The following is a 17,686-nucleotide window of genomic DNA, read 5'->3' as shown; positions in this document are numbered from 1 at the left end:
TTGACCCGGGGATCCAGTGAGCCGGGAGCCTGCGCTGCCGCGATGGATCCCCGGGTCAAGCCCGGGGATGAGGGAAGGAGGGAGGGGAACCGAGCCGGAATTTTTCGGCCTAGCCCCTTGATTTCACAGCGCATCGAACGCCCCCGTGCGCTTGGCCAGCGTCAGGAACAGCGCCATGACGAGGATCGGCACCAGCGAGAAGGCGGCGGCGAGCGGGATGTTTCCGGCCGTGCCCTGCTGCATGTAGACCGCCTGCCCGAGCACCAGCGCCGAGGTGCCGATGATCTGCGGCACGATGTAGTCGCCCAGCGTCAGCGAGAAGGTGAAGATGGCGCCCGCCACCACGCCGGGCATGGCGAGCGGCAGGATCACCGTGCGGAACAGCGTGGCGGGCGAAGCGCCGAGATCGCCCGCCGCCTCGATCAGGCTTTTCGGCACGCGCTCCAGCGCCGCCTGAACGGGCAGGATCATGAAGGGCAGCCAGAGATAGGTGAAGACCAGCACCATGCCGGTATAGCTGACCGAGAGCGACGGCCCGCCGACCACCGGCAGCGCCAGCCAGGCCTCCAGCGCGCCGCCGAGACCGAGGCGCCCGGCGAACCAGCCGATGGCGCCCTCCTTGGCCAGCAGCAGCTTCCAGCCATAGACCTTGACCAGATAGCTCGACCACAGCGGCATCATCACCGCGAGATAGAACGCCGCCTTGGCGCGCGGGCCGGCATAGCGCGCGGCGTAATAGGCGACGGGAAACGCGATCACCACGCAAAGCACTGTCACCACAGCGGAAATTCCCACGGTGCGCAGCACGATGTCGTAATTGGCGGGGCGGAACAGCTCCAGCAGCGTCGTAATGGTCGGCTCGCGCACGATGGTGCCCGAGAATTCGTCGATCGAGAAAATCGACTGGCCGAGGAAGACGAACAAGCTGCCGAGATAGATCAGCCCCAGCCACAGCAGCGGCGGCACCAGCAGCACCAGCGTGAGCAACCGGGCGCGGCGCACCAGCCGGTCGGAGAGCCGGCGCAGCGCCCCGTCGCGCGGGGCCGGCAGGTCAAAGGTGGCAAGGCTCAACGCTCGCCCTCCATCGGCTGGAGAGCGCCGCGCGGAATGGCGAGTTGCACCGTGCCGCCCACCATCGCGCCGGGCGCAGAGGCCGGGACAAGGGCGGTAAGCGACAGGCCGGCGGGGGTGAGCAGCGCGACACGGCGGACGGCGCCCTGATAGGACACCTCGACGACGCGGGCCTCCAGCCGCGCGGCCTCCGCCGGTTCGGCAAGACCATGGCCCAGAAGGATAATCTTCTCCGGCCGCAGGCTGGACGGCACCTCCTCGCCGCCGAGCGCCGCCGCCTGCGCGGCCCCCAGCACATTGGCCGAGCCGACAAAGCCGGCCACAAAGCGGGTGGCCGGGCGCTCATAGACATCCTCGGGCGGGCCGACCTGCACGATGCGGCCCTCATTGAACACGGCAACGCGGTCCGCCATCGACAGCGCCTCGCTCTGGTCATGCGTGACGAAGACGAAGGAGAGGCCGAGCGCGCGCTGCAAGCTCTTGAGTTCGCTCTGCATTTCCTCGCGCAGCTTGAGATCGAGGGCGCCCAGCGGCTCGTCCAGCAGCAGCACTTTGGGCCGCACCACCAGCGCGCGGGCGAGCGCCACTCGCTGGCGCTGGCCGCCGGAAAGCTGCGCCGGGCGCCGCGCTTCCATGCCCGAAAGCTTGACGAGGGCGAGCGCCTCGCGGGCCAGCCGATCCCTCTCGGCCCGGCCGATACCGCGCACCTTCAGCCCATAGGCGACATTGTCGCCGACGCTGAGATGGGGAAACAGCGCATAGTCCTGAAACACCGTGTTGACCGGCCGGCGATAGGGCGGGAGCCCCTCCACCGCCTCGCCGAAAATCTCGATATGCCCGGCATCGGGCTGCTCGAAACCGGCGATCAGGCGCAGGCACGTCGTCTTGCCCGAGCCGGAAGGGCCGAGCATGGCGAAAAACTCGCCCGGCGCGATGGCAAGGTCCACCCCGTCGACCGCCCGCACCGCGCCGAAATGCCGGGTCACTCCGGCAAAGCGGACGGCGGGCGTGGCTGCGCTAAGTGTATGGACATGCATGAAAACTATTCCGTGACAGCGCGCACCACGTCATTCTGAGGTGCGAGCGAAGCGAGCCTCGAAGGATGTCCGGTGGGACAGCCTCAACGGCATCCTTCGAGGCCCGGGCTTGCGCCCGGGCACCTCAGGATGACGTCGCGACAGAGGACGGCGTTGCGATTAACTGCGACGTCAGCGCCCGCCGAGCACGGCGATGTAGTCGGAGACCCAGCGGTAATAGGGCACGCAACCGGCGGGCTGGGTGGCGCATTTGGCGACCGGGGTGCGCCAGAAGCGGATCTTCTCGAAATCGCCCATGCCGTTGGTCGCGCAGCCTTCCGCGCCCAGCAGTTCATTGCCCTTGCAGGCGGCGGGGACGGCGGGCACCGAGCCGAACCAGGCGGCGAGATCGCCCTGCACCTTCGGGCTGATGGAGTGCTCCATCCACATATAGGCGCAGTTCGGGTGGGCGGCGTCGACATGCATCATGGTGGTGTCGGCCCAGCCGGTCGCGCCCTCCTGCGGGATGGTGGAGGCGATGGGTTTCTTCTGGCCCTGCAACAGGTTGACCTGGAACGGCCAGGAGGAGGAGGCGACGACGCCCTCATTGGTGAAGTCGTCGATCTGGATCATCGCGTCGTGCCAGTAGCGCTGCACGATCTTGCGCTGGGCGCGCAGCAGATCGAGCGCCGCCTTGTACTGCTCCTCGGTCAGCTCATAGGGGTCCTTGATGCCGAGCTCGGGCTTGTGCGCCATCAGATAGAGCGCGGCGTCGGCGATGTAGATCGGCCCGTCAAAGGCCTGGATGCGGCCCTTGTTGGACTTGCCGTCCGGCAGGGTCTGCTCCTCGAACACCACGCTCCAGCTTTTCGGCGCCTGCCCCTTGAAGGTTTCCGTGTTGTACATCAAGACGTTGGAGCCCCACTGATAGGGCACGCCGTAATGCACGCCATTGACCATGTGCCAGGGCGCGTCCTGCAGGCGGGTGTCGACCGTGCCCCAGCTCGGGATGAGCTTGGTGTTGATGGGGGCGACCTTCTTGCCGGCGATGAGGCGGAGGGAGGCGTCGCCGGAGGCGGTGACGAGATCGAAGCCGCCCTCGTTCATCAGCGCGACCATCTCGTCCGAGGTGCCGGCGGTCTTCACATTGACCTTGCAGCCGGATTTCTTCTCGAAATCGCTGACCCAGTCATAGGCCTTGTCGGTCTCGCCGCGCTCGATATAGCCCGGCCAGGCGACGATATCGACCTGCCCCTCGCCGGAACCGATCGCCGAAAGCTCAGCGGCAACAAGAGGTTGGAAGGTGAAAGAGGCGCAGGCGGCAAGCGCCGGCACAGACAGAAAACGGGTGATATGCGAACTCGGCATGATCGTGGTTCCTCTGGTCTGCGGGCGTTTGTCGCCCTTTGAGGAGAGTGTGCCGCCACGTCATCGCCCGCACCACAGCAAAGATCAGAAGAGTGGCATCGGAAAAACCGATGCCTAGCCTCTAGGCAATTCAGCGCCCCCGCCCGGCGTGCCGGGTCGCCGCCAGCGCGACGAAGCCGGCGGCGGCGGCCGAGAGCGGGGAGCCGCGCCGCCAGGCGGTCGCCACCTCGACCGCCGGCACCTCGTCGATCAGCGCGCGGGCCTCGATCTTGTCGCCTTCCAGCGACCATGGCCGGTAGGTGAGGTCCGGCAGCACGGCAACGCCCGCCCCGGTCGCCACCAGCGAGCGCACCGCCTCGACCGAACGGGTGCGGAAGGCGACCGGCGGGCGGATGCCGAGGCGGCGCCACACCACCTCGGAGGCCTCGGCGATCTCGTCGATGGTGAGCAGCACATGCGGCTCGCCGGAGAGATCGCGCAGGCTCACCCGCTCCTGCGCCAGCGCCCGGTGGCCGAGCGGCGTCCATAGACGATAGGGTGATATTTCAACGGTTTCCGTCTGCAGGGCGGGCGAGCGGCGCTCCTGTGGCAGCACCATCACCGCGACATCCAGCTCGCCACCGATCAGCAGATGTTCGAGATAATCGCCCGCATCCTCCACCGCCTCGACGGTGACGCCGGCAAAGGCGCGGCGGAAGCGGGCGATCAGATCGGGATAGATATAGCCGGCGACCAGCGGGGTGACGCCGATGGACAGCCTCCCCGTCAACGCCGTCGCCTCGGCCCCGGCCAGCGCGCGGCGGGCATCGGCGACATCGCCGAGAATCTTGCGCGCATGGCGCAGGAACTGGTGGCCCTTCAGGGTGAGGGCGGCGCCGCGGGCGTGGCGCTCCAGCAGCTTGAAGCCGAGGTCCAGCTCCAGCTCGCGCAGCGCCTCGGTCATCGTCGATTGCGAGATGGACAGGGTATGGGCGGCGGAGGACACCGAGCCCTTCTCCGCCACGGCGATGAAATATTGCAGCTGGCGCAGCGAGAAGGCCATCGGAAATTCCGCGCGACGGGGTGTTTTCCGATGGTATCAGCGCGGCTCAGGCGTGGCCAGTCAGTGCAGTCAGGTGGACGATCAGGGTAATCAGTCCAAGGCGTCCGGGCGCGTCCTACTTCGCCAGCAGGCTTTTCAGATCGAAGCTCTCATCGCCCGCTTCCTCCGGGGTGAGGCGCGGCGTGCCGGCGAGCAGGCGGCGGCCGAGCATGTGGTCGGCCGGCCGGTTGACGCTCTCGATGGCGGTCAGCCGGCGCTCATGGAAGCGGAACACCGAGAAGCGGCGCGAGGCCGGGTCGCCGCGCAGCACGGCGAGGTCGGTCGGCCCGGCGATGCCGACGATCTGCAATTTGAGATCGGCCTGATCGCTCCAGAACCACGGCACGGCGGTATAGGGCAGCGGCTCCCCGGCCGGCCCGACCTTGCCGGTCAGCCGGGCGGCGATCGAACGCGCCTGATCGACCGCGTTCTGCACCGATTCCAGCCGCGCCATCATGCCGGCATGCACGCTGGGATAGGCCACCGCGTCGCCCAGCGCGGAAATGGCGGGATCGAGGGTCGCCAGATGCGCGTCCACCACGATGCCGTTGCTCACCTCCAGCCCGGCCTCCGCGGCCAGCTCGACATTGGGCGCGACGCCGATGCCGACCAGCACGAAATCGGCCGGGTGGATGGTGCCGTCCGTCGCCGAAACCCCGGTGACGTGGCCGCCCTCGCCCACCAGCCCGACCACGCCGGCGCCGCAGCGCAGATCGACGCCCATGGCGCGATGTTCGTCCGCGAAGAAAGCCGACATCTGCGTCGAGACGGCGCGGGCGAGCGGGCGGGCGGCCGCTTCCAGCACCAGCACCTCATGGCCGAGGGCGCGGGCCACGGCGGCGAATTCCAGCCCGATAAAGCCGGCGCCGATCACCACCACATGGCGGGCGGCGGGGAGCCTGGCCTTCAGCACATCGGCATCGGCGCGGGTGCGCAGGTAATAGACGCCGGAAAGCTCCCGGCCGGGCACCGGCAGCGGGCGGTTGCGGGCGCCGGTGGCGAGGATGAGATGGGCGTAGGAATGGACCGATCCGTCCTCCATCCGCACGCGCCGCGCCTCCCGCTCGATGGCCACGGCCCGTCCCTCGACCAGCGTGATGGCGTGGTCGGCATAGAAGGCGGCGGCGCGCAGCTCGATCTGCTCGATTCCCGCATCGCCCTTCATATAGGCCTTGGACAGTGGCGGGCGCTGATAGGGCAGGCCCGGCTCGTCGCCGATCAGCGTGATCGGCCCGGCATGACCGGCTTCGCGCAGCGAGGCGGCGGCCTGAAAGCCGCCCTGCCCGGCACCAAGAATGACGATGGCCGCGTTCTCGTCCATCGGCTCGTCCATCGGCCTGCCCGCCTGCTCGCTCATGCGTCACTCCCGGCGCCGGGGGCGCCTGTCGTCTGGTCTGTCGTCTCGCCTATCACCTGCGCCACCAGCCGGTCGCGCTCGTCGTAAATGCCGGCATGCAGCCGTTCCATGAACGCCGCCTCGGGCAGGCCGGGGGGAATCGGCGGCAGGAAGGAGACGGTGATCGTCCCCGGCCTGATCTGGAAGCTGCGCGCCAGCCAGAACAGCCCGGCATTGTGCACCATCGGCACCACGGGCAGGCCGAGCGCCTTGTAGAGCAGCACCACGCCGCGCTGGAACTCGCCGCGCGCATCCACCTTCTGGCGCGTGCCCTCAGGGAAAATCAGCAGGCTGCGCCCCTCGCCGGCCGCCGCGCGGCCCTCGCGGAACATCTTCTTCATCGCCGCCCCGCCGCCGGCCCGGTCGATGGCGATCATCGGCGAATGCTTCAGGAACCAGCCGAAGACCGGGATGCGGTAGAGTTCTTCCTTCAGCACGATGGCGACATCGGGCACCAGCACGGCGATGGCAATGGTCTCGAAGGTCGACTGATGGTTGGCGACATAGAGCGCCGGCCCGCTCGGGCGGTTGCTCTCGCCAATGGTGCGGTAGGAAACGCCGACGAGGCGCAATATGGCGAGCACCCCGCGCGCCCAGAAGCGCGAGAAGCCCCGCGTGCGCGCCGGCTCATTGCGCAGCTTGTAATAGGGAATGCTCGGCGCGAGCAGAACCGTCCACAGCACCAGCAGGACAAGAAAGACAGCGGAGCGCAGGCGGGGCATGGCGGGCGCGGGTCTCGGCGAAGGGTCGAGGGTCGGGCGAAGGGTCTAGCAGATCGCGCCGGGGGGCGGCACCCTGAAAACCGTCAGGGGGCCAGCCGGCCGCGACCAACCATCCCCCCCCCCGTCATCCCCGGACTTGATCCGGGGATCCACGACTTCCCAGCGATGGACCAAAGGCGTGGAGGAGCGGGTCAAGCCCGGTCCTGACGGCGTAGGAGTGACCAGGCCGCAGTGGCAAGTAAGTCGTGGCCTCTAAAATTGTCATAGTGGGCCAGTTTCTCTCGCTGCCTCAGATAAGAGGCCAGCAATCTCGACACCTGAAAAGCATTCGCCTAAATTGAATGGGGCGGACGGGGGTTATCTGGGATGTGGGCATTCATAGAACGGACGATGGCTATTATCGGCTTCATCGCGACGGTGGGCGGGACGCTGATCAGCTATTACGCCTTTATTCAGCCGGCTGACCTTTCGGCCGATCTGTCTCGTATTGCGGAGCGACTGGCACAAGAGCCCGTTCTTGAGCAGGATGAGCGTTTATATGTCGGGCAAGTACTCGATATGGGCGCCAGCCAGATGGTCTATCTGGAAAAGCAGGCGACGAATGTGCCCGGCTCTTTCAACATCAAACTGTGCGAGCCGACCTCAGGCACGTTGAAAGGCGATACCAGCTTTTCCTTTGGTAAGGAGGCGACAAGCTTTTACCCGCAAGTCAAGGCGGGGTCGGAAATCAACATCCTGATCTCGGCAAAGCTTGGTTCACAGATTTTCGAGCGGAAGGAAGAATGGCGCAAGACAGCCGGCACCTGGACGCGCGTTTCCGCACCGGAGATCGCAACGGCCGGCACATTGTCATGCAAGTGAGCTCGTCACGCCCGCCGTCGTCCTCACGCCGTCATCCCCGGACTTGACCCGGGGATCCACGACTTTGGCCGGGTGCAGCGGTGGGGAAGGCGTGGATGGCCGGATCAAGTCCGGCCATGACGACCCTAAGGGGGCTCGCCTTCCATTGATGCGTCACGCGTCCACCACATTGCAGTCCCCTCGCCCCTACCCCTCCACGGGCGCGAAGGCGTCGACGTCGAACATGCCGTGATCGGTAATCTTCAGGTGCGGGATCACCGGCAGCGGCAGGAAGGCGACCTGCAGGAACGGCTCGGCCAGCACGACGCCGAGGGCCTTGGCGGCGGCGCGCAGCGGGATGAGGCTGTCATGCACCTCCTCGAAAGAGCCGGCGGACATGAGGCCGGCGACGGGAAGCGCCAGTTCGGCGGTGACCTGCCCGCCCTCGGCCACCACGAAGCCGCCCTTGATGGCGATCAGCCGGTTGACCGCTGCCGCCATGTCCGCCTCGTCGGCGCCGACGACGCAGATATTGTGGCTGTCATGGCCGACCGAGGAGGCTATGGCGCCGCGCTTCATGCCGAAGCCATGCACGAAGCCGCGGCCAATATTGTCGTTCTTGCCGTGGCGGGCGACGACGCAGACCTTGACCGCATCCTTGTCGAGATCGACCCGCTTTTCGCCGTCGATCACCGGCAGGTCGAAGGTCAGGTCCTCGGTGATGATGCGGCCGGGCACCACGCCCATCACCCGCGTCGCCGGCGCGGTGGCAGGAATGCGGAAATCATCCGCGCTCACCGCCTCCGCCTTCATCGATTCGAGCCCGACCGGCTCGACGCCGGCGCGGGTGGCGAATAACTCATCCGTGACCAGCCGGCCGGCCGAGATGACCTGACGCACCGAGCAGGCTTCCAGATCGTCCAGCAGCACGATGTCGGCGCGCCGGCCCGGCGCGATGAGGCCGCGATCGGTGAGGCCGAAGGCGTTGGCCGCCGACCAGCTCGCCACCCGGTAGACATGGTGCAGCGGCGCGCCGCGCGCGATGGCGGTGCGGATCATGTAGTCGAGATGGCCTTCCTCGGCGATGTCGAGCGGGTTGCGGTCATCGGTGCAGAAGGCGAGGAAGGCGGAGGTATCGGCCGTGATCAGCGGGATCAGCGCGTGCAGGTCCTTGGAGACGGAGCCCTCGCGGATCAGCACCGTCATGCCCTTCATCAGCTTCTCGCGGGCTTCCGCCAGCGCGGTCGCCTCATGCTCGGTGCGGATGCCGGCGGCGATGTAGCCATTGAGGTCGCGCCCGCCCAGCAGCGGGGCATGGCCGTCGATCCGCCCGTCGGAGAAGGCGGAGAGCTTGGCGAGGCAGCCGGCCTCCTTGAACAGTACGCCGGGGAAATTCATGAACTCGGCAAGGCCGATGCCCGAGGCGTGGCCGGTGAGGGCGATGAGGTCGCCCGCGTCGAGTTCGGCGCCCGAGGTCTCGAAGGCGGTGGCCGGCACGCAGGAGGAGAGCTGCACCCGCAGATCCATGATGGTCTGCTCGGCGCAACGCTGGAAATAGCGGATGCCCTCCGCACCCAGCACATTGGCGATCTCGTGCGGGTCGCAGATCGCCGTGGTGACGCCATGCGGCAGCACGCAGCGGTCGAATTCCAGCGGGGTGACCAGCGAGGATTCGACATGCAGATGGGTGTCGATGAAGCCCGGCACGGCGAACAGGCCGGTGCCGTCGATCTCGCGCGCGCCGTCATAGCGGTCATAGGTGCCGACGATGCGGTTGCCGACGATGGCGATGTCGGTCTGCGTGATGGCGCCGGTGATGACGTCGAGCAGCTGGACGTTTTTGATGACGAGGTCCGCCGGCGCCACGCCGCGCCCGGCATCGATGAAACGGCCGATCTCGGCGGGGGAAAGCTTGGTCATCAGGCGTCCTTCCAGCGGCTCGCGGCGTCGAGCGCGGCGATCTCGCTGCCCGAGAGGGTGAGATGGGCGGCGGCGAGGAGATCGCCGAGCTGTTCGGGCTTCGAGGCGCTGGCGATGGCGGCGGTGACGCTCGGGCGTGCCATCACCCAGGCGAGCGCCACCTGCGCCGGGCTCGCCTCATGGGCGGCCGAGACCTGATCAAGCGCGGCGAGGATGGCGAGGCCGCGCGGGTTGAGATATTTGCCGACCACCTCTTCCCCACGCGGGCTTTTGCCCGCATCCGCCGCGCTGCGGTACTTGCCGGTCAGGAAGCCGGCGGCGAGCGAGAAATAGGTGATGACGCCGAGCCCATTGCCGCGGCACAGCGGTTCCAGCTCGGCTTCGAAGCCGGCGCGCTCGCAGAGGTTATATTCCGGCTGGAGCGTCTCGTAGCGCGGCAGCTTCTCGCGCGCCGCCACCGCCAGCGCCTCGAACAGCCGGGCGGGGGTGAGGTTGGAAGCGCCGATGAGCCGCACCTTGCCGGCGCGGATCAGCTCGTCATAGGCGCCGAGCACCTCCTCGAACGGGGTGTCCGGGTCGTCCCAATGCGACTGGTAGAGGTCGATGCGGTCGGTCTGCAGCCGCGTGAGCGAGGCCTCCACCGCGCTTCGGATATAGTCGGGGGCAAGGCTGACCCGGCCGAGGCCCATATCGGAGCCCACCTTGGTGGCGATGATGAGCTTGTCGCGATTGCCGCGCGCCTTCATCCAGCGGCCGATGATCGCCTCGGATTCGCCGCCCTGATTGCCGGGAGCCCAGCGCGAATAGACATCCGCCGTGTCGATGAAGGTGAAGCCGGCCTCGACCAGCCCGTCGAGCAGGCGGAACGAGGTCGCTTCGTCGGCGGTCCAGCCGAACACATTGCCGCCGAAGCACAGCGGCGGGACAAGAATGTCGGAGCGGCCAAGGCGGCGCAGTTCCATGTCGATCCTCCGGCAGATGGGGCGCGGAGTGTAGGCCATGACGCGCCGGGCGCTAACCACCCCTGTGTTGTAACTTCGGCGGGGTGGTCCGACGCGTGGATACCGGGAGCGCCGTCATGGCCGGACTTGATCCGGCCATCCACGACTTGGCCGGGTTCGGGCAGCAAGAAAGTCGTGGATCCCCGGGGTGATCCCCGGATCAAGTCCGGGGACGGGGATGACGATGGACGAGCCTCCGCCCCCTAGAACGCGTCCTCGTCGCGCGAGCCGACCTCGATCAGTTCCACCGCGTCGCGGGCGCAGACGTCGCGCAGCGAGGGGGAGGAGACGACGTCGGTGACGAAGGTGTCGATCTCCGCCATGGCCCCGATGCGCACGGGGGCGGTGCGCTCCAGCTTGGAGCGGTCGGCCACCAGAATGACCTGGCGCGCATTGTCGATGATGGCGCGGGCGACCTGCACCTCGCGATAGTCGAAATCCAGCAGCGTGCCGTCTTCCTCGATGGCGGAGGCGCCGATCACCGCATAGTCGACGCGGAACTGGCGGACGAAATCCACCGCCGCCGAGCCGATCACCGCGCCATCGGCATGGCGCACCGGGCCGCCGGCCATGATCAGCTCGATCTTCGGGTGGCGGTAGAGCAGCGTCGCGACATTGAGGTTGTTGGTGATGACCAGGAGGTCCTCATGGTCGCCCAGCGCGCGGGCCACCTCTTCCGTCGTGGTGCCGATATTGATGAACAGCGAGGCGCGGTTCGGCACCATGTCGGCGGCGGCCTCGGCGATGGCGCGCTTGGCGCCCTGCGCCATGGCGCGGCGGGCCTCATAGGCGAGGTTCTCCACGCCCGAGGCGACCACGGCGCCGCCATGCACGCGCGACATCAGCCGGCGCACGCAGAGATCGTTGAGATCCTTGCGGATGGTCTGCGGGGAGACGTCGAAACGCCCCGCCAGATCCTCCACGCTGACGCGCCCCTGCGCCCGCGCCAGCATGAGGATGTCCTGCTGGCGGGATGAGATCACGTTCATGCCGGTTGGTCCGTCATTCCGGTTGGTCCGTTCTTGCCCCCGCGCCGGCGAGACGTCCGAGAGAATGATTCCAGTCAGCAATCCTGCACAACCGGAGGCGGCACGCAAACAAAGGCTTAGCTGCGTTGCAGCATAAGTGCGCTGCCCAGCCCCCCGGCGGCGGCAATGGCGGCAAGGCCGCGCGCGCCGCCGGACATGTCCATCAGCTCCTGGAACAGCCGCACGCCAAGGATGGCGCCGGACGCGCCGACCGGATGGCCGCGCGCCAGCGCCCCACCGCCGCGGTTCAGCCGGTCGTCCGCCAGCGGCAGATGGCGCCGATTCTCCAGAAGCTGCGGGGCGGAGGCTTCCATCAGTTCGATGACGGCCAGCGCGTCGAGAGCGAGACCCGTTTGATCCAGAACCGCCCGCACCGCCGGCACCAGCGCATCATAAGGCCGCTCGGGCTCCCCTCCCACTGAGGCGGCCGCCGTGACGATGCAGGAGGGCAGGCCAAGGCGTTCTTTCACAGCGCCGGAGACGATCAGCACGCAGGCGGCGGCATCCGCCTCCACCGCGACGGTGGTGGCGTCGAGCGCGCACGCCCCCTCCCCGGCGACGAGCGGGGCGCGGGCGGCGAGGCGGTGGGTGAGATCGCGGGTGAAGGCGTCGTGAGCGAGCCCGGCGACCGGCACGATCTCAGCCGCCATCCGCTCACGCGCGGCTCGCGCCTTGGCGTGGCTGTCCACCGCGACATTGTGCTGGGCGGCGCGGGTAAAGCCGCGCTCGACGGCGAGCGCCGCCATCGCCTCAAGCATGTCCGGGTCGCGGTCCGGGAAGGGGCTGAAGGCCGGGCGGTCGTAAAAGGCCGGCGCGTCCTCAGGCGAGCGCGGGCGGCGGGCGCGCAAGGGAGCGCGGCTCCAGCTTTCCACCCCGCCGGCCAGCACGATCTCCACCGCGCCGCTCGCGACGAGCCGTGCGCCGAGTGCGATGGCGTCGAGCCCGGAGCAGCATTGCGTGTCCATGGTGAGCGCCGGCACGCGGGCGGGGATGCCCGCCGCCAGCGCGGCGAGACGCGCGACATTGCCGCCGCCGGACAGCGCATTGCCGAGGATGACATGGCCGACCGCCTCGGGCGGGATGCCGGCATCGGAGAGGCACGTGCGCAGCACCGGGGCGGCAAGGTCATGCGCCTCCACCGCGTTGAAGGCGCCGCGCCGGGGCGCCACCGCCGTGCGACGGGCGGCGACGAGGTGGGCGGCGTTCATCGGCCCAACCTCTCGCGCGCCATCGCCTCCAGCGCCCGCAAATCCGCTTTGCCGCCGGAGGTGCGCGGCCAGTCGGCAAGCGCGAGAAAGCGGCGGGGGATCTTCGCGGCGGGGAGAAAGGCGCGGCAGGCGGCACGCAGCGCCGGCGCGTCCGGCCCTGCGGCGGCGAAAGTCCCGCGCAGCACGGCGACGAGTTCGACGCCGCGCAGATCATCGGGCAGGCCGAACACCGCCGCCTCCTCAATGCCGGGCAGGCGCGTGAGCACGGCCTCGACCTCTTCCGGGTAGACGTTCAGCCCGGCGGTGACCAGCATGCGCTTCTCGCGGCCATGCAGATAGAGGAAGCCGGCCGCGTCGAGACGGCCATGGTCACCGACGCTCATGAAACCCTCGGTGCGGCCGAGATCCTCGCTGCCGCCGCAGGCATAACCGTCGAACAGCATGGTCGAGCCGACCCAGATCGCGCCGGCCTCGCCGACCGGCAGTTCCTGCCCCTGCGCGTCGCGGATGGAGAGGGTGACGCCATGGGCGGCGCGGCCGACCGAGCCGGGCGGCACGGTCTCGTCCGGGTGGGCGATGGTGACGAAGGAGAGTTCCGACGCGCCGTAGAACTCGCCGATGGCGGCGTTGGGGAACAGGCGCTGCACCCCCGCGCGGGTCTCCGGCCGCCATTTGGCGCCGGAGATCAGCAGGAGGCGCACGCTGGGGCAGGTCGCGTCCGCCCCGGCCTCCACCAGCATCTGCAACTGGGTCGGGGTGAGATAGAGCACGCTCACGCCCTCGCGGGCGATCAGGCGGAGCGCGCGGCGGGGGTGAAAGGCGCGCATCATCACCGCCCGCGCGCCGCTGTGCAGCGCATGGACCACGCCATAGAGGTGCAGCGAGGCGGCGAGCCCGCCGGGGGCCATCACCACATCGTCCGGGCCGAGGCCGAACTCGGCTTCGCTCACGGTGAAGCTGTCGATCCAGCTGCGATGGCTGCGGCGATAGCCCTTCGGCACACCGGTCGAGCCGGAGGTGAAGCCGACATAGAAGGGCGTGTCGGGGTTGGGCGGCGCGGGGAGCGGGCCGGGTATGCCATCGAGCGACGGCGCGGCATCGAGCGTCAGCGCCGGGGCCAGCGCGGCCTCAAGGACGGCACGGGTGGCGGGGGGCCAGCCGGGATCATAGACGAAGGCCTGCCGCCCGCTCACCGCGCAGGCGAGGAACAGTTCGACCAGCGCGGGATCATTGCCCATGGCGAGCGCGACGCCTTCGCCCGGCCCAGTGCGAGCGGCCAGCCAGCGGGCGAGGCTATCCACACGGGCGGCAAGGGCGGCGCGGGTGCATTGGTCGCCGTCGCATACGAGGGCGACGCGCGCCGGTGCGCGCGCGGCAAGGGCCGACAGCGCCGCGCCGATGGTCGTTCCCATCAGGCGTTGCGCGAGAGCAGCGCCTCCGGCAGGCCGCGCGCCACGGTCTGGGCGACCAGCGCCGTCAGCACCGCCTTGATGGCGTCGCCGGGGATGAAGATCAGGCAGGCCTTGGTGGCGTCGAGCAGGGAAAGCTGCGTCCGCATCGCCATGCCGACAATGCCGAAGGCGTACATCACCACGATGCCGCCGACCACCGAGGCGATCAGCGCGGCGGGGAAGACCGGCGCCTTGCGCAGCGCCTGCATGATCGCTCCGGCCACGAAGGCGACCGCGACCCAGCCGACGATAAAGCCGATCGAGGGGGTGAAGAACACGCCGAGCCCGCCGCGCCCGCCGGCCAGCAGGGGGGCGCCGAGCGCCACCACGAACAGCATCAGCACCATCGCCGCCGCCCCGCGCCAGGCCCCTAACATCACCCCCGCCAGCATCGCGCCCATGCTCTGCGCGGTGATCGGCACGCCGCCGGCCAGCGGGATGTCGAATTTCGGCAGCAGGCCGAGCACGGCGAAGATCGCGGCATAGAGGGCGATCTGGACGAGCGAGCGATCCTTCATCGGCGGTCTCCTCTCGGGGCGCCGCCACGCGCGGCCAGCGCCTCGGCGGTATGGTGGGACAGGCGCAGCGTCTGGATACAGAACGGCGCGAGCAGACGCCAGCCGCCGCGTTTTCCGGTGCGGGCACGATAGCTCTCGTTCAGCGCCTCCCACAGCGCGAAAAGCAGCGGGATGAAGCGGATCATCATCGCCACCATCAGCGCCACCGCGCGCGGCGACAGGCCGACCCAGCCGAGCGGGCGCAGAATGGGCTCCACCGCATCCATCATCGCGTCCATGCGGGTGGTCATGGTCACGGCATTGGCCAGCAGGATCATAGCGAGGAGGCGCGTCAGCACGACGAGGCCGAAGATGAGATCGCCATTCCACCAATGGAAGGCGAGCAGGATGGCAAAGAGCGGCCACATGGCCCGCAGCAGGGCAAGCTGGCGCAGCGCCGCGGACCCAAGCGAGGCATAGAGCGCCAGCACGGCGAGGATGAGCGCGCCCATCACCGGCAGGCTCTCGATCGGGGAGATGACGAGGCTGATCAGCGCCAGCGCGGCGAGCTTCCAGCCGGCGGGGATGGCGTGCAGCCAGGTGCGCTCGGGCAGATAGAGCGAGATCACGCCAGCGCCTCGGCGAAGGCGCGGTAGGCGGCGAGCACCTCCTGCGGCGGGCCGTCGAGGCGCACGCGGCCCTCATGCAGCCAGAGCAGCCGGTCGTAACCGGCGAAGGCGTCCATCTCATGGGCGATCATCAGCACCTGTTGCGGCAGGGCGGCGATGAGCGTCTCCAGCCGGCGGCGGGTGGGCAGGTCGAGGCTGGAAAACGGCTCGTCGAACACGATCACCGCCGGCTCCATCACCAGCACGGCGATGATGCACAGAAGCTGCTTCTCGCCCTCCGACAGCGCATGGACCGGGCGCTCGGCCCAGCCTTCCCGGCCGAAGCGGGCCAGCGCCGGCACCGCCCCCTCGCGCGCCTCCCGCCGCGAGCGGCCGGCCTGTTCGAGGCTGAAGGCGATTTCCTCGGCCACCGTCGGGAAGATGATCTGGTGGTCCGGGTTCTGGAAAATGAAGCCGACGGTGCGCGGCAATTCGGCCGGGGCCTCGGCGGCGTCGATGCCGTGCACGATGACGCGGCCGCTGTCCGGGGTAAGCAAGCCGTTGAGCAGGCGCACCAGCGAGCTCTTGCCGGAACCATTGGTGCCGATCAGCCCGATCCGCCGTTCGGTCAATTCCAGCGACACATCGTCCAGCACCACCCGCCCGCCGCGGCTGAGGGTGACGTGGTCGAGACGGATGAGCGGGGCATTCGGCACGGGCGGCGTCCGAAGGAGAAGGAAGGGGCGGGCGATCGCCGCCGCTTATGGAGCGGGGAGCGCCGTCCTGTCGATAGGCGAGGCTCAGGACAGCGGCGCCCCCGTGGGCCCCTTGGCCCCCGCCCCGAGGGCGGCCAGCGCGAATTTGCGGAAACGGGCGAAGGCCGCGGCGGGATCGTCGGCACGCGCGCGGATCACCGTGCCTTCATAGCAATCGATCAGATGCGCCGCCGCCTCGCGCGGATCGAGGCCAGCATCGACCTCGCCGGCCTGCTGCGCCTCTTCAATGAGCGCGGCGAGATCGGTCTCCCAGCAGGCGAACACCTCGTTGAGCTTGCCCCGCAACTCTCCCCCGAGACCCGGCGCGGCCAGCGCGAGAACGCCATAAAGACACCCCGCCACATTCCCCTCGGCCAGCGTGTCCTGCTCAAGCTGGAGCAGATGGCGCTCGATGCGGGCGAGCGGGCTCACATCGGCCTGCGCGAACAGCGCCTGCCGCTGGGTGCGATACTGCCCGGCATAGGCGGCGAGCACGGCGGCGGCGAACGCCTCCTTGCTGGCGAAGAAATGGTAAAAGGAGCCCTTGGGCACGGCGATCGAGGCCAGAAGCGGGCCGAGGCCGGTGCCCTCATAGCCCTGCTCCAGCATCGCCCGGCGCCCGGCGGCAACGATCTTGTCGCGGGTGGACATTGGCGCGTGCTCCCTTTTCCAGCCTGGAGGCAGCTCACCGATCAGATTGTGTCAAATCAGCCGAACCACGCTCTAGACGACTGGTCTACTTTGCCCTATTCAGGATCAAACCGCAACCGGCAGAGGCCGCCATGTCGAACGTCCAAGCGCGGCCCCATTCGCCCGTATCCGCCCTGCTGCAAACCCGCTCGGGCGGCTTCGCCCTGGTGCTGGCGGGCACCGTGCTGTGGAGCACGGCCGGCTTCTTCGTCCGGCTGGCGGAGATGGATTCCTGGTCGATCGTGCTGTGGCGGTCGCTGTTCGCCGCCGTGGCGCTGGCGCCGTTCTGGCTGCTCACCAGCCGCAACCGCATCGGCGCGCTTCGCCTGCTGGCCTCACCGATCGGCATGCTCGCCGTGTTTCTCGGCGTCGCCGGCAATGTCACCTATATCGCCGCGCTGCAGCTCACCTCGGTCGCGACGGTGATGACGGTGGGCGCGGTGCTGCCTTTCGTGGCCGCCGCCATGGCCTTCGTGGCGCTGCGCGAGCCGCTGAGCCTGCGCTTTGTCGGCGCGGCGGCGCTGGCCAGCCTCGGCATCGTCATCACGGCGGGGGCGTCGATGTCGCCGAGCGACCTCGCGGGTATCGGCATGACCTTCCTGATGGTGCTGAGCTGGGCCGGGCTGCTGGTGCTGGTGCGCAAGCATCCCGCGCTGGACCTGACGCTGGTCAGCCTCGCCTCCGCGCTCGCCGCCGCGCTGGTCGCCCTGCCGATGGTGCCCGCCGGCCTGCCCTCGGCGCACGGGCTGCTGGTCTGCGCGCTGCTGGGCGTGCTGACCTCGGGGCTCGCCAATGTGCTGAGCCTGATGGGCGGGCGCTATATCCGCTCCGGCGAGGCCGGCTTCATGATGTTGATCGACGTGGTACTGAGCCCGCTCTGGGTCTGGCTGGCCTTTGCCGAGAGCGTCAGCGCGGCCCAGCTGGTCGGCGGCGCCCTCGTCATCGCCGCCGTCGCCTTCTACCTGATCAGCGATGTGTCGCGCCGCCCGGCGCCCTGCCCGATCCCCTGATCCGGCCGGGCGCCTAGTTGGGCG

General features: G+C 68.9%; 17 protein-coding genes. 2 read left to right on the top strand and 15 right to left on the bottom strand.

The genetic code is table 11. From position 1 onward, the window contains the following. Window positions 1-123 precede the first annotated feature (123 nt). The 6 genes from KIP89_RS14460 to KIP89_RS14435 all read right to left on the bottom strand — a co-directional run bounded on the left by KIP89_RS14460 (window position 124) and on the right by KIP89_RS14435 (window position 6,654). Window positions 124-1,071: an ABC transporter permease gene (locus KIP89_RS14460; protein ID WP_213756219.1), complete on the bottom strand. Its 948-nt coding sequence runs from the start codon at window positions 1,069-1,071 to the stop codon at window positions 124-126. Further along, on the bottom strand, window positions 1,068-2,108 hold the full coding sequence (locus KIP89_RS14455; RefSeq protein ID WP_213756217.1) for an ABC transporter ATP-binding protein: 1,041 nt from the start codon (window positions 2,106-2,108) through the stop codon (window positions 1,068-1,070). The genes KIP89_RS14460 and KIP89_RS14455 overlap by 4 nt, the downstream gene beginning before the upstream one ends. A gap of 171 nt (window positions 2,109-2,279) precedes the next feature. After that, window positions 2,280-3,455 (bottom strand): ABC transporter substrate-binding protein, encoded by a 1,176-nt coding sequence (locus KIP89_RS14450; protein ID WP_213756216.1) that lies wholly within the window; start codon window positions 3,453-3,455, stop codon window positions 2,280-2,282. A gap of 130 nt (window positions 3,456-3,585) precedes the next feature. After that, the gene (locus tag KIP89_RS14445; RefSeq protein ID WP_213756215.1) at window positions 3,586-4,497 is read right to left on the bottom strand and encodes a LysR substrate-binding domain-containing protein; all 912 of its coding nucleotides are present in this window, start codon (window positions 4,495-4,497) and stop codon (window positions 3,586-3,588) included. A gap of 115 nt (window positions 4,498-4,612) precedes the next feature. Further along, the gene (locus tag KIP89_RS14440) at window positions 4,613-5,869 is read right to left on the bottom strand and encodes an NAD(P)/FAD-dependent oxidoreductase (protein WP_213756327.1); all 1,257 of its coding nucleotides are present in this window, start codon (window positions 5,867-5,869) and stop codon (window positions 4,613-4,615) included. 20 nt (window positions 5,870-5,889) lie between these two features. Continuing rightward, complete coding sequence (locus KIP89_RS14435; RefSeq protein ID WP_213756213.1) at window positions 5,890-6,654, bottom strand: lysophospholipid acyltransferase family protein; 765 nt, start codon at window positions 6,652-6,654, stop codon at window positions 5,890-5,892. A 390-nt stretch (window positions 6,655-7,044) separates the two neighbouring features. On the opposite strand from KIP89_RS14435, the gene KIP89_RS14430 reads away from it, so the two are divergent. Further along, window positions 7,045-7,515, top strand: coding sequence for a hypothetical protein (locus KIP89_RS14430; RefSeq protein ID WP_213756212.1), 471 nt, complete (start codon window positions 7,045-7,047; stop codon window positions 7,513-7,515). A gap of 186 nt (window positions 7,516-7,701) precedes the next feature. Here the strand turns inward: KIP89_RS14430 and ade are convergent, their stop codons facing one another. The 9 genes from ade to KIP89_RS14385 all read right to left on the bottom strand — a co-directional run bounded on the left by ade (window position 7,702) and on the right by KIP89_RS14385 (window position 16,613). Next, complete coding sequence (ade, locus tag KIP89_RS14425; protein WP_213756200.1) at window positions 7,702-9,414, bottom strand: adenine deaminase; 1,713 nt, start codon at window positions 9,412-9,414, stop codon at window positions 7,702-7,704. Beyond that, complete coding sequence (locus KIP89_RS14420; protein ID WP_213756198.1) at window positions 9,414-10,376, bottom strand: aldo/keto reductase; 963 nt, start codon at window positions 10,374-10,376, stop codon at window positions 9,414-9,416. Before KIP89_RS14420 ends, ade begins: the two co-directional genes overlap by 1 nt. 242 nt (window positions 10,377-10,618) lie before the next feature. Continuing rightward, a complete protein-coding gene (locus tag KIP89_RS14415) occupies window positions 10,619-11,404 on the bottom strand; it encodes a DeoR/GlpR family DNA-binding transcription regulator (RefSeq protein ID WP_213756197.1) in 786 nt (261 codons plus the stop codon). 116 nt (window positions 11,405-11,520) lie between these two features. Then, a complete protein-coding gene (locus KIP89_RS14410; protein ID WP_213756195.1) occupies window positions 11,521-12,651 on the bottom strand; it encodes a thiolase family protein in 1,131 nt (376 codons plus the stop codon). After that, window positions 12,648-14,063 carry an AMP-binding protein gene (locus tag KIP89_RS14405; RefSeq protein WP_213756193.1) on the bottom strand — a complete coding sequence of 472 codons (1,416 nt, stop codon included), beginning with the start codon at window positions 14,061-14,063 and terminating at the stop codon, window positions 12,648-12,650. The genes KIP89_RS14410 and KIP89_RS14405 overlap by 4 nt, the downstream gene beginning before the upstream one ends. Further along, the gene (locus KIP89_RS14400; RefSeq protein ID WP_213756192.1) at window positions 14,063-14,620 is read right to left on the bottom strand and encodes a biotin transporter BioY; all 558 of its coding nucleotides are present in this window, start codon (window positions 14,618-14,620) and stop codon (window positions 14,063-14,065) included. The genes KIP89_RS14405 and KIP89_RS14400 overlap by 1 nt, the downstream gene beginning before the upstream one ends. After that, window positions 14,617-15,228 carry an energy-coupling factor transporter transmembrane component T family protein gene (locus KIP89_RS14395; RefSeq protein WP_213756190.1) on the bottom strand — a complete coding sequence of 204 codons (612 nt, stop codon included), beginning with the start codon at window positions 15,226-15,228 and terminating at the stop codon, window positions 14,617-14,619. Before KIP89_RS14395 ends, KIP89_RS14400 begins: the two co-directional genes overlap by 4 nt. After that, window positions 15,225-15,923, bottom strand: coding sequence for an energy-coupling factor ABC transporter ATP-binding protein (locus tag KIP89_RS14390; protein WP_213756189.1), 699 nt, complete (start codon window positions 15,921-15,923; stop codon window positions 15,225-15,227). Before KIP89_RS14390 ends, KIP89_RS14395 begins: the two co-directional genes overlap by 4 nt. An 84-nt stretch (window positions 15,924-16,007) precedes the next feature. Then, window positions 16,008-16,613 (bottom strand): TetR/AcrR family transcriptional regulator, encoded by a 606-nt coding sequence (locus KIP89_RS14385; RefSeq protein WP_213756188.1) that lies wholly within the window; start codon window positions 16,611-16,613, stop codon window positions 16,008-16,010. 131 nt (window positions 16,614-16,744) lie between these two features. Here KIP89_RS14385 and KIP89_RS14380 point away from each other — a divergent pair, with 131 nt between their 5' ends. Further along, the gene (locus KIP89_RS14380; RefSeq protein ID WP_213756187.1) at window positions 16,745-17,662 is read left to right on the top strand and encodes a DMT family transporter; all 918 of its coding nucleotides are present in this window, start codon (window positions 16,745-16,747) and stop codon (window positions 17,660-17,662) included. The last annotated feature ends 24 nt before the right edge of the window (window positions 17,663-17,686 follow it).

The organism is Ancylobacter radicis, assembly GCF_018449475.1.
GTDB lineage: Bacteria > Pseudomonadota > Alphaproteobacteria > Rhizobiales > Xanthobacteraceae > Ancylobacter > Ancylobacter radicis.
This window is presented reverse-complemented; position numbering and strand designations above follow the sequence as displayed.

What these genes read in the sequence shown, in the direction of transcription:
- KIP89_RS14455 (WP_213756217.1), bottom strand. Translation starts at nt 2,108, where the DNA reads ATGCATGTCCATACACTTAGCGCAGCCACGCCCGCCGTCCGCTTTGCC.
- KIP89_RS14420 (WP_213756198.1), bottom strand. Translation starts at nt 10,376, where the DNA reads ATGGAACTGCGCCGCCTTGGCCGCTCCGACATTCTTGTCCCGCCGCTG.
- KIP89_RS14400 (WP_213756192.1), bottom strand. Translation starts at nt 14,620, where the DNA reads ATGAAGGATCGCTCGCTCGTCCAGATCGCCCTCTATGCCGCGATCTTC.
- KIP89_RS14440 (WP_213756327.1), bottom strand. Translation starts at nt 5,869, where the DNA reads ATGGACGAGCCGATGGACGAGAACGCGGCCATCGTCATTCTTGGTGCC.
- KIP89_RS14410 (WP_213756195.1), bottom strand. Translation starts at nt 12,651, where the DNA reads ATGAACGCCGCCCACCTCGTCGCCGCCCGTCGCACGGCGGTGGCGCCC.
- KIP89_RS14430 (WP_213756212.1), top strand. Translation starts at nt 7,045, where the DNA reads ATGGCTATTATCGGCTTCATCGCGACGGTGGGCGGGACGCTGATCAGC.
- KIP89_RS14380 (WP_213756187.1), top strand. Translation starts at nt 16,745, where the DNA reads ATGTCGAACGTCCAAGCGCGGCCCCATTCGCCCGTATCCGCCCTGCTG.
- ade (WP_213756200.1), bottom strand. Translation starts at nt 9,414, where the DNA reads ATGACCAAGCTTTCCCCCGCCGAGATCGGCCGTTTCATCGATGCCGGG.
- KIP89_RS14405 (WP_213756193.1), bottom strand. Translation starts at nt 14,063, where the DNA reads ATGGGAACGACCATCGGCGCGGCGCTGTCGGCCCTTGCCGCGCGCGCA.
- KIP89_RS14415 (WP_213756197.1), bottom strand. Translation starts at nt 11,404, where the DNA reads ATGAACGTGATCTCATCCCGCCAGCAGGACATCCTCATGCTGGCGCGG.
- KIP89_RS14435 (WP_213756213.1), bottom strand. Translation starts at nt 6,654, where the DNA reads ATGCCCCGCCTGCGCTCCGCTGTCTTTCTTGTCCTGCTGGTGCTGTGG.
- KIP89_RS14445 (WP_213756215.1), bottom strand. Translation starts at nt 4,497, where the DNA reads ATGGCCTTCTCGCTGCGCCAGCTGCAATATTTCATCGCCGTGGCGGAG.
- KIP89_RS14385 (WP_213756188.1), bottom strand. Translation starts at nt 16,613, where the DNA reads ATGTCCACCCGCGACAAGATCGTTGCCGCCGGGCGCCGGGCGATGCTG.
- KIP89_RS14450 (WP_213756216.1), bottom strand. Translation starts at nt 3,455, where the DNA reads ATGCCGAGTTCGCATATCACCCGTTTTCTGTCTGTGCCGGCGCTTGCC.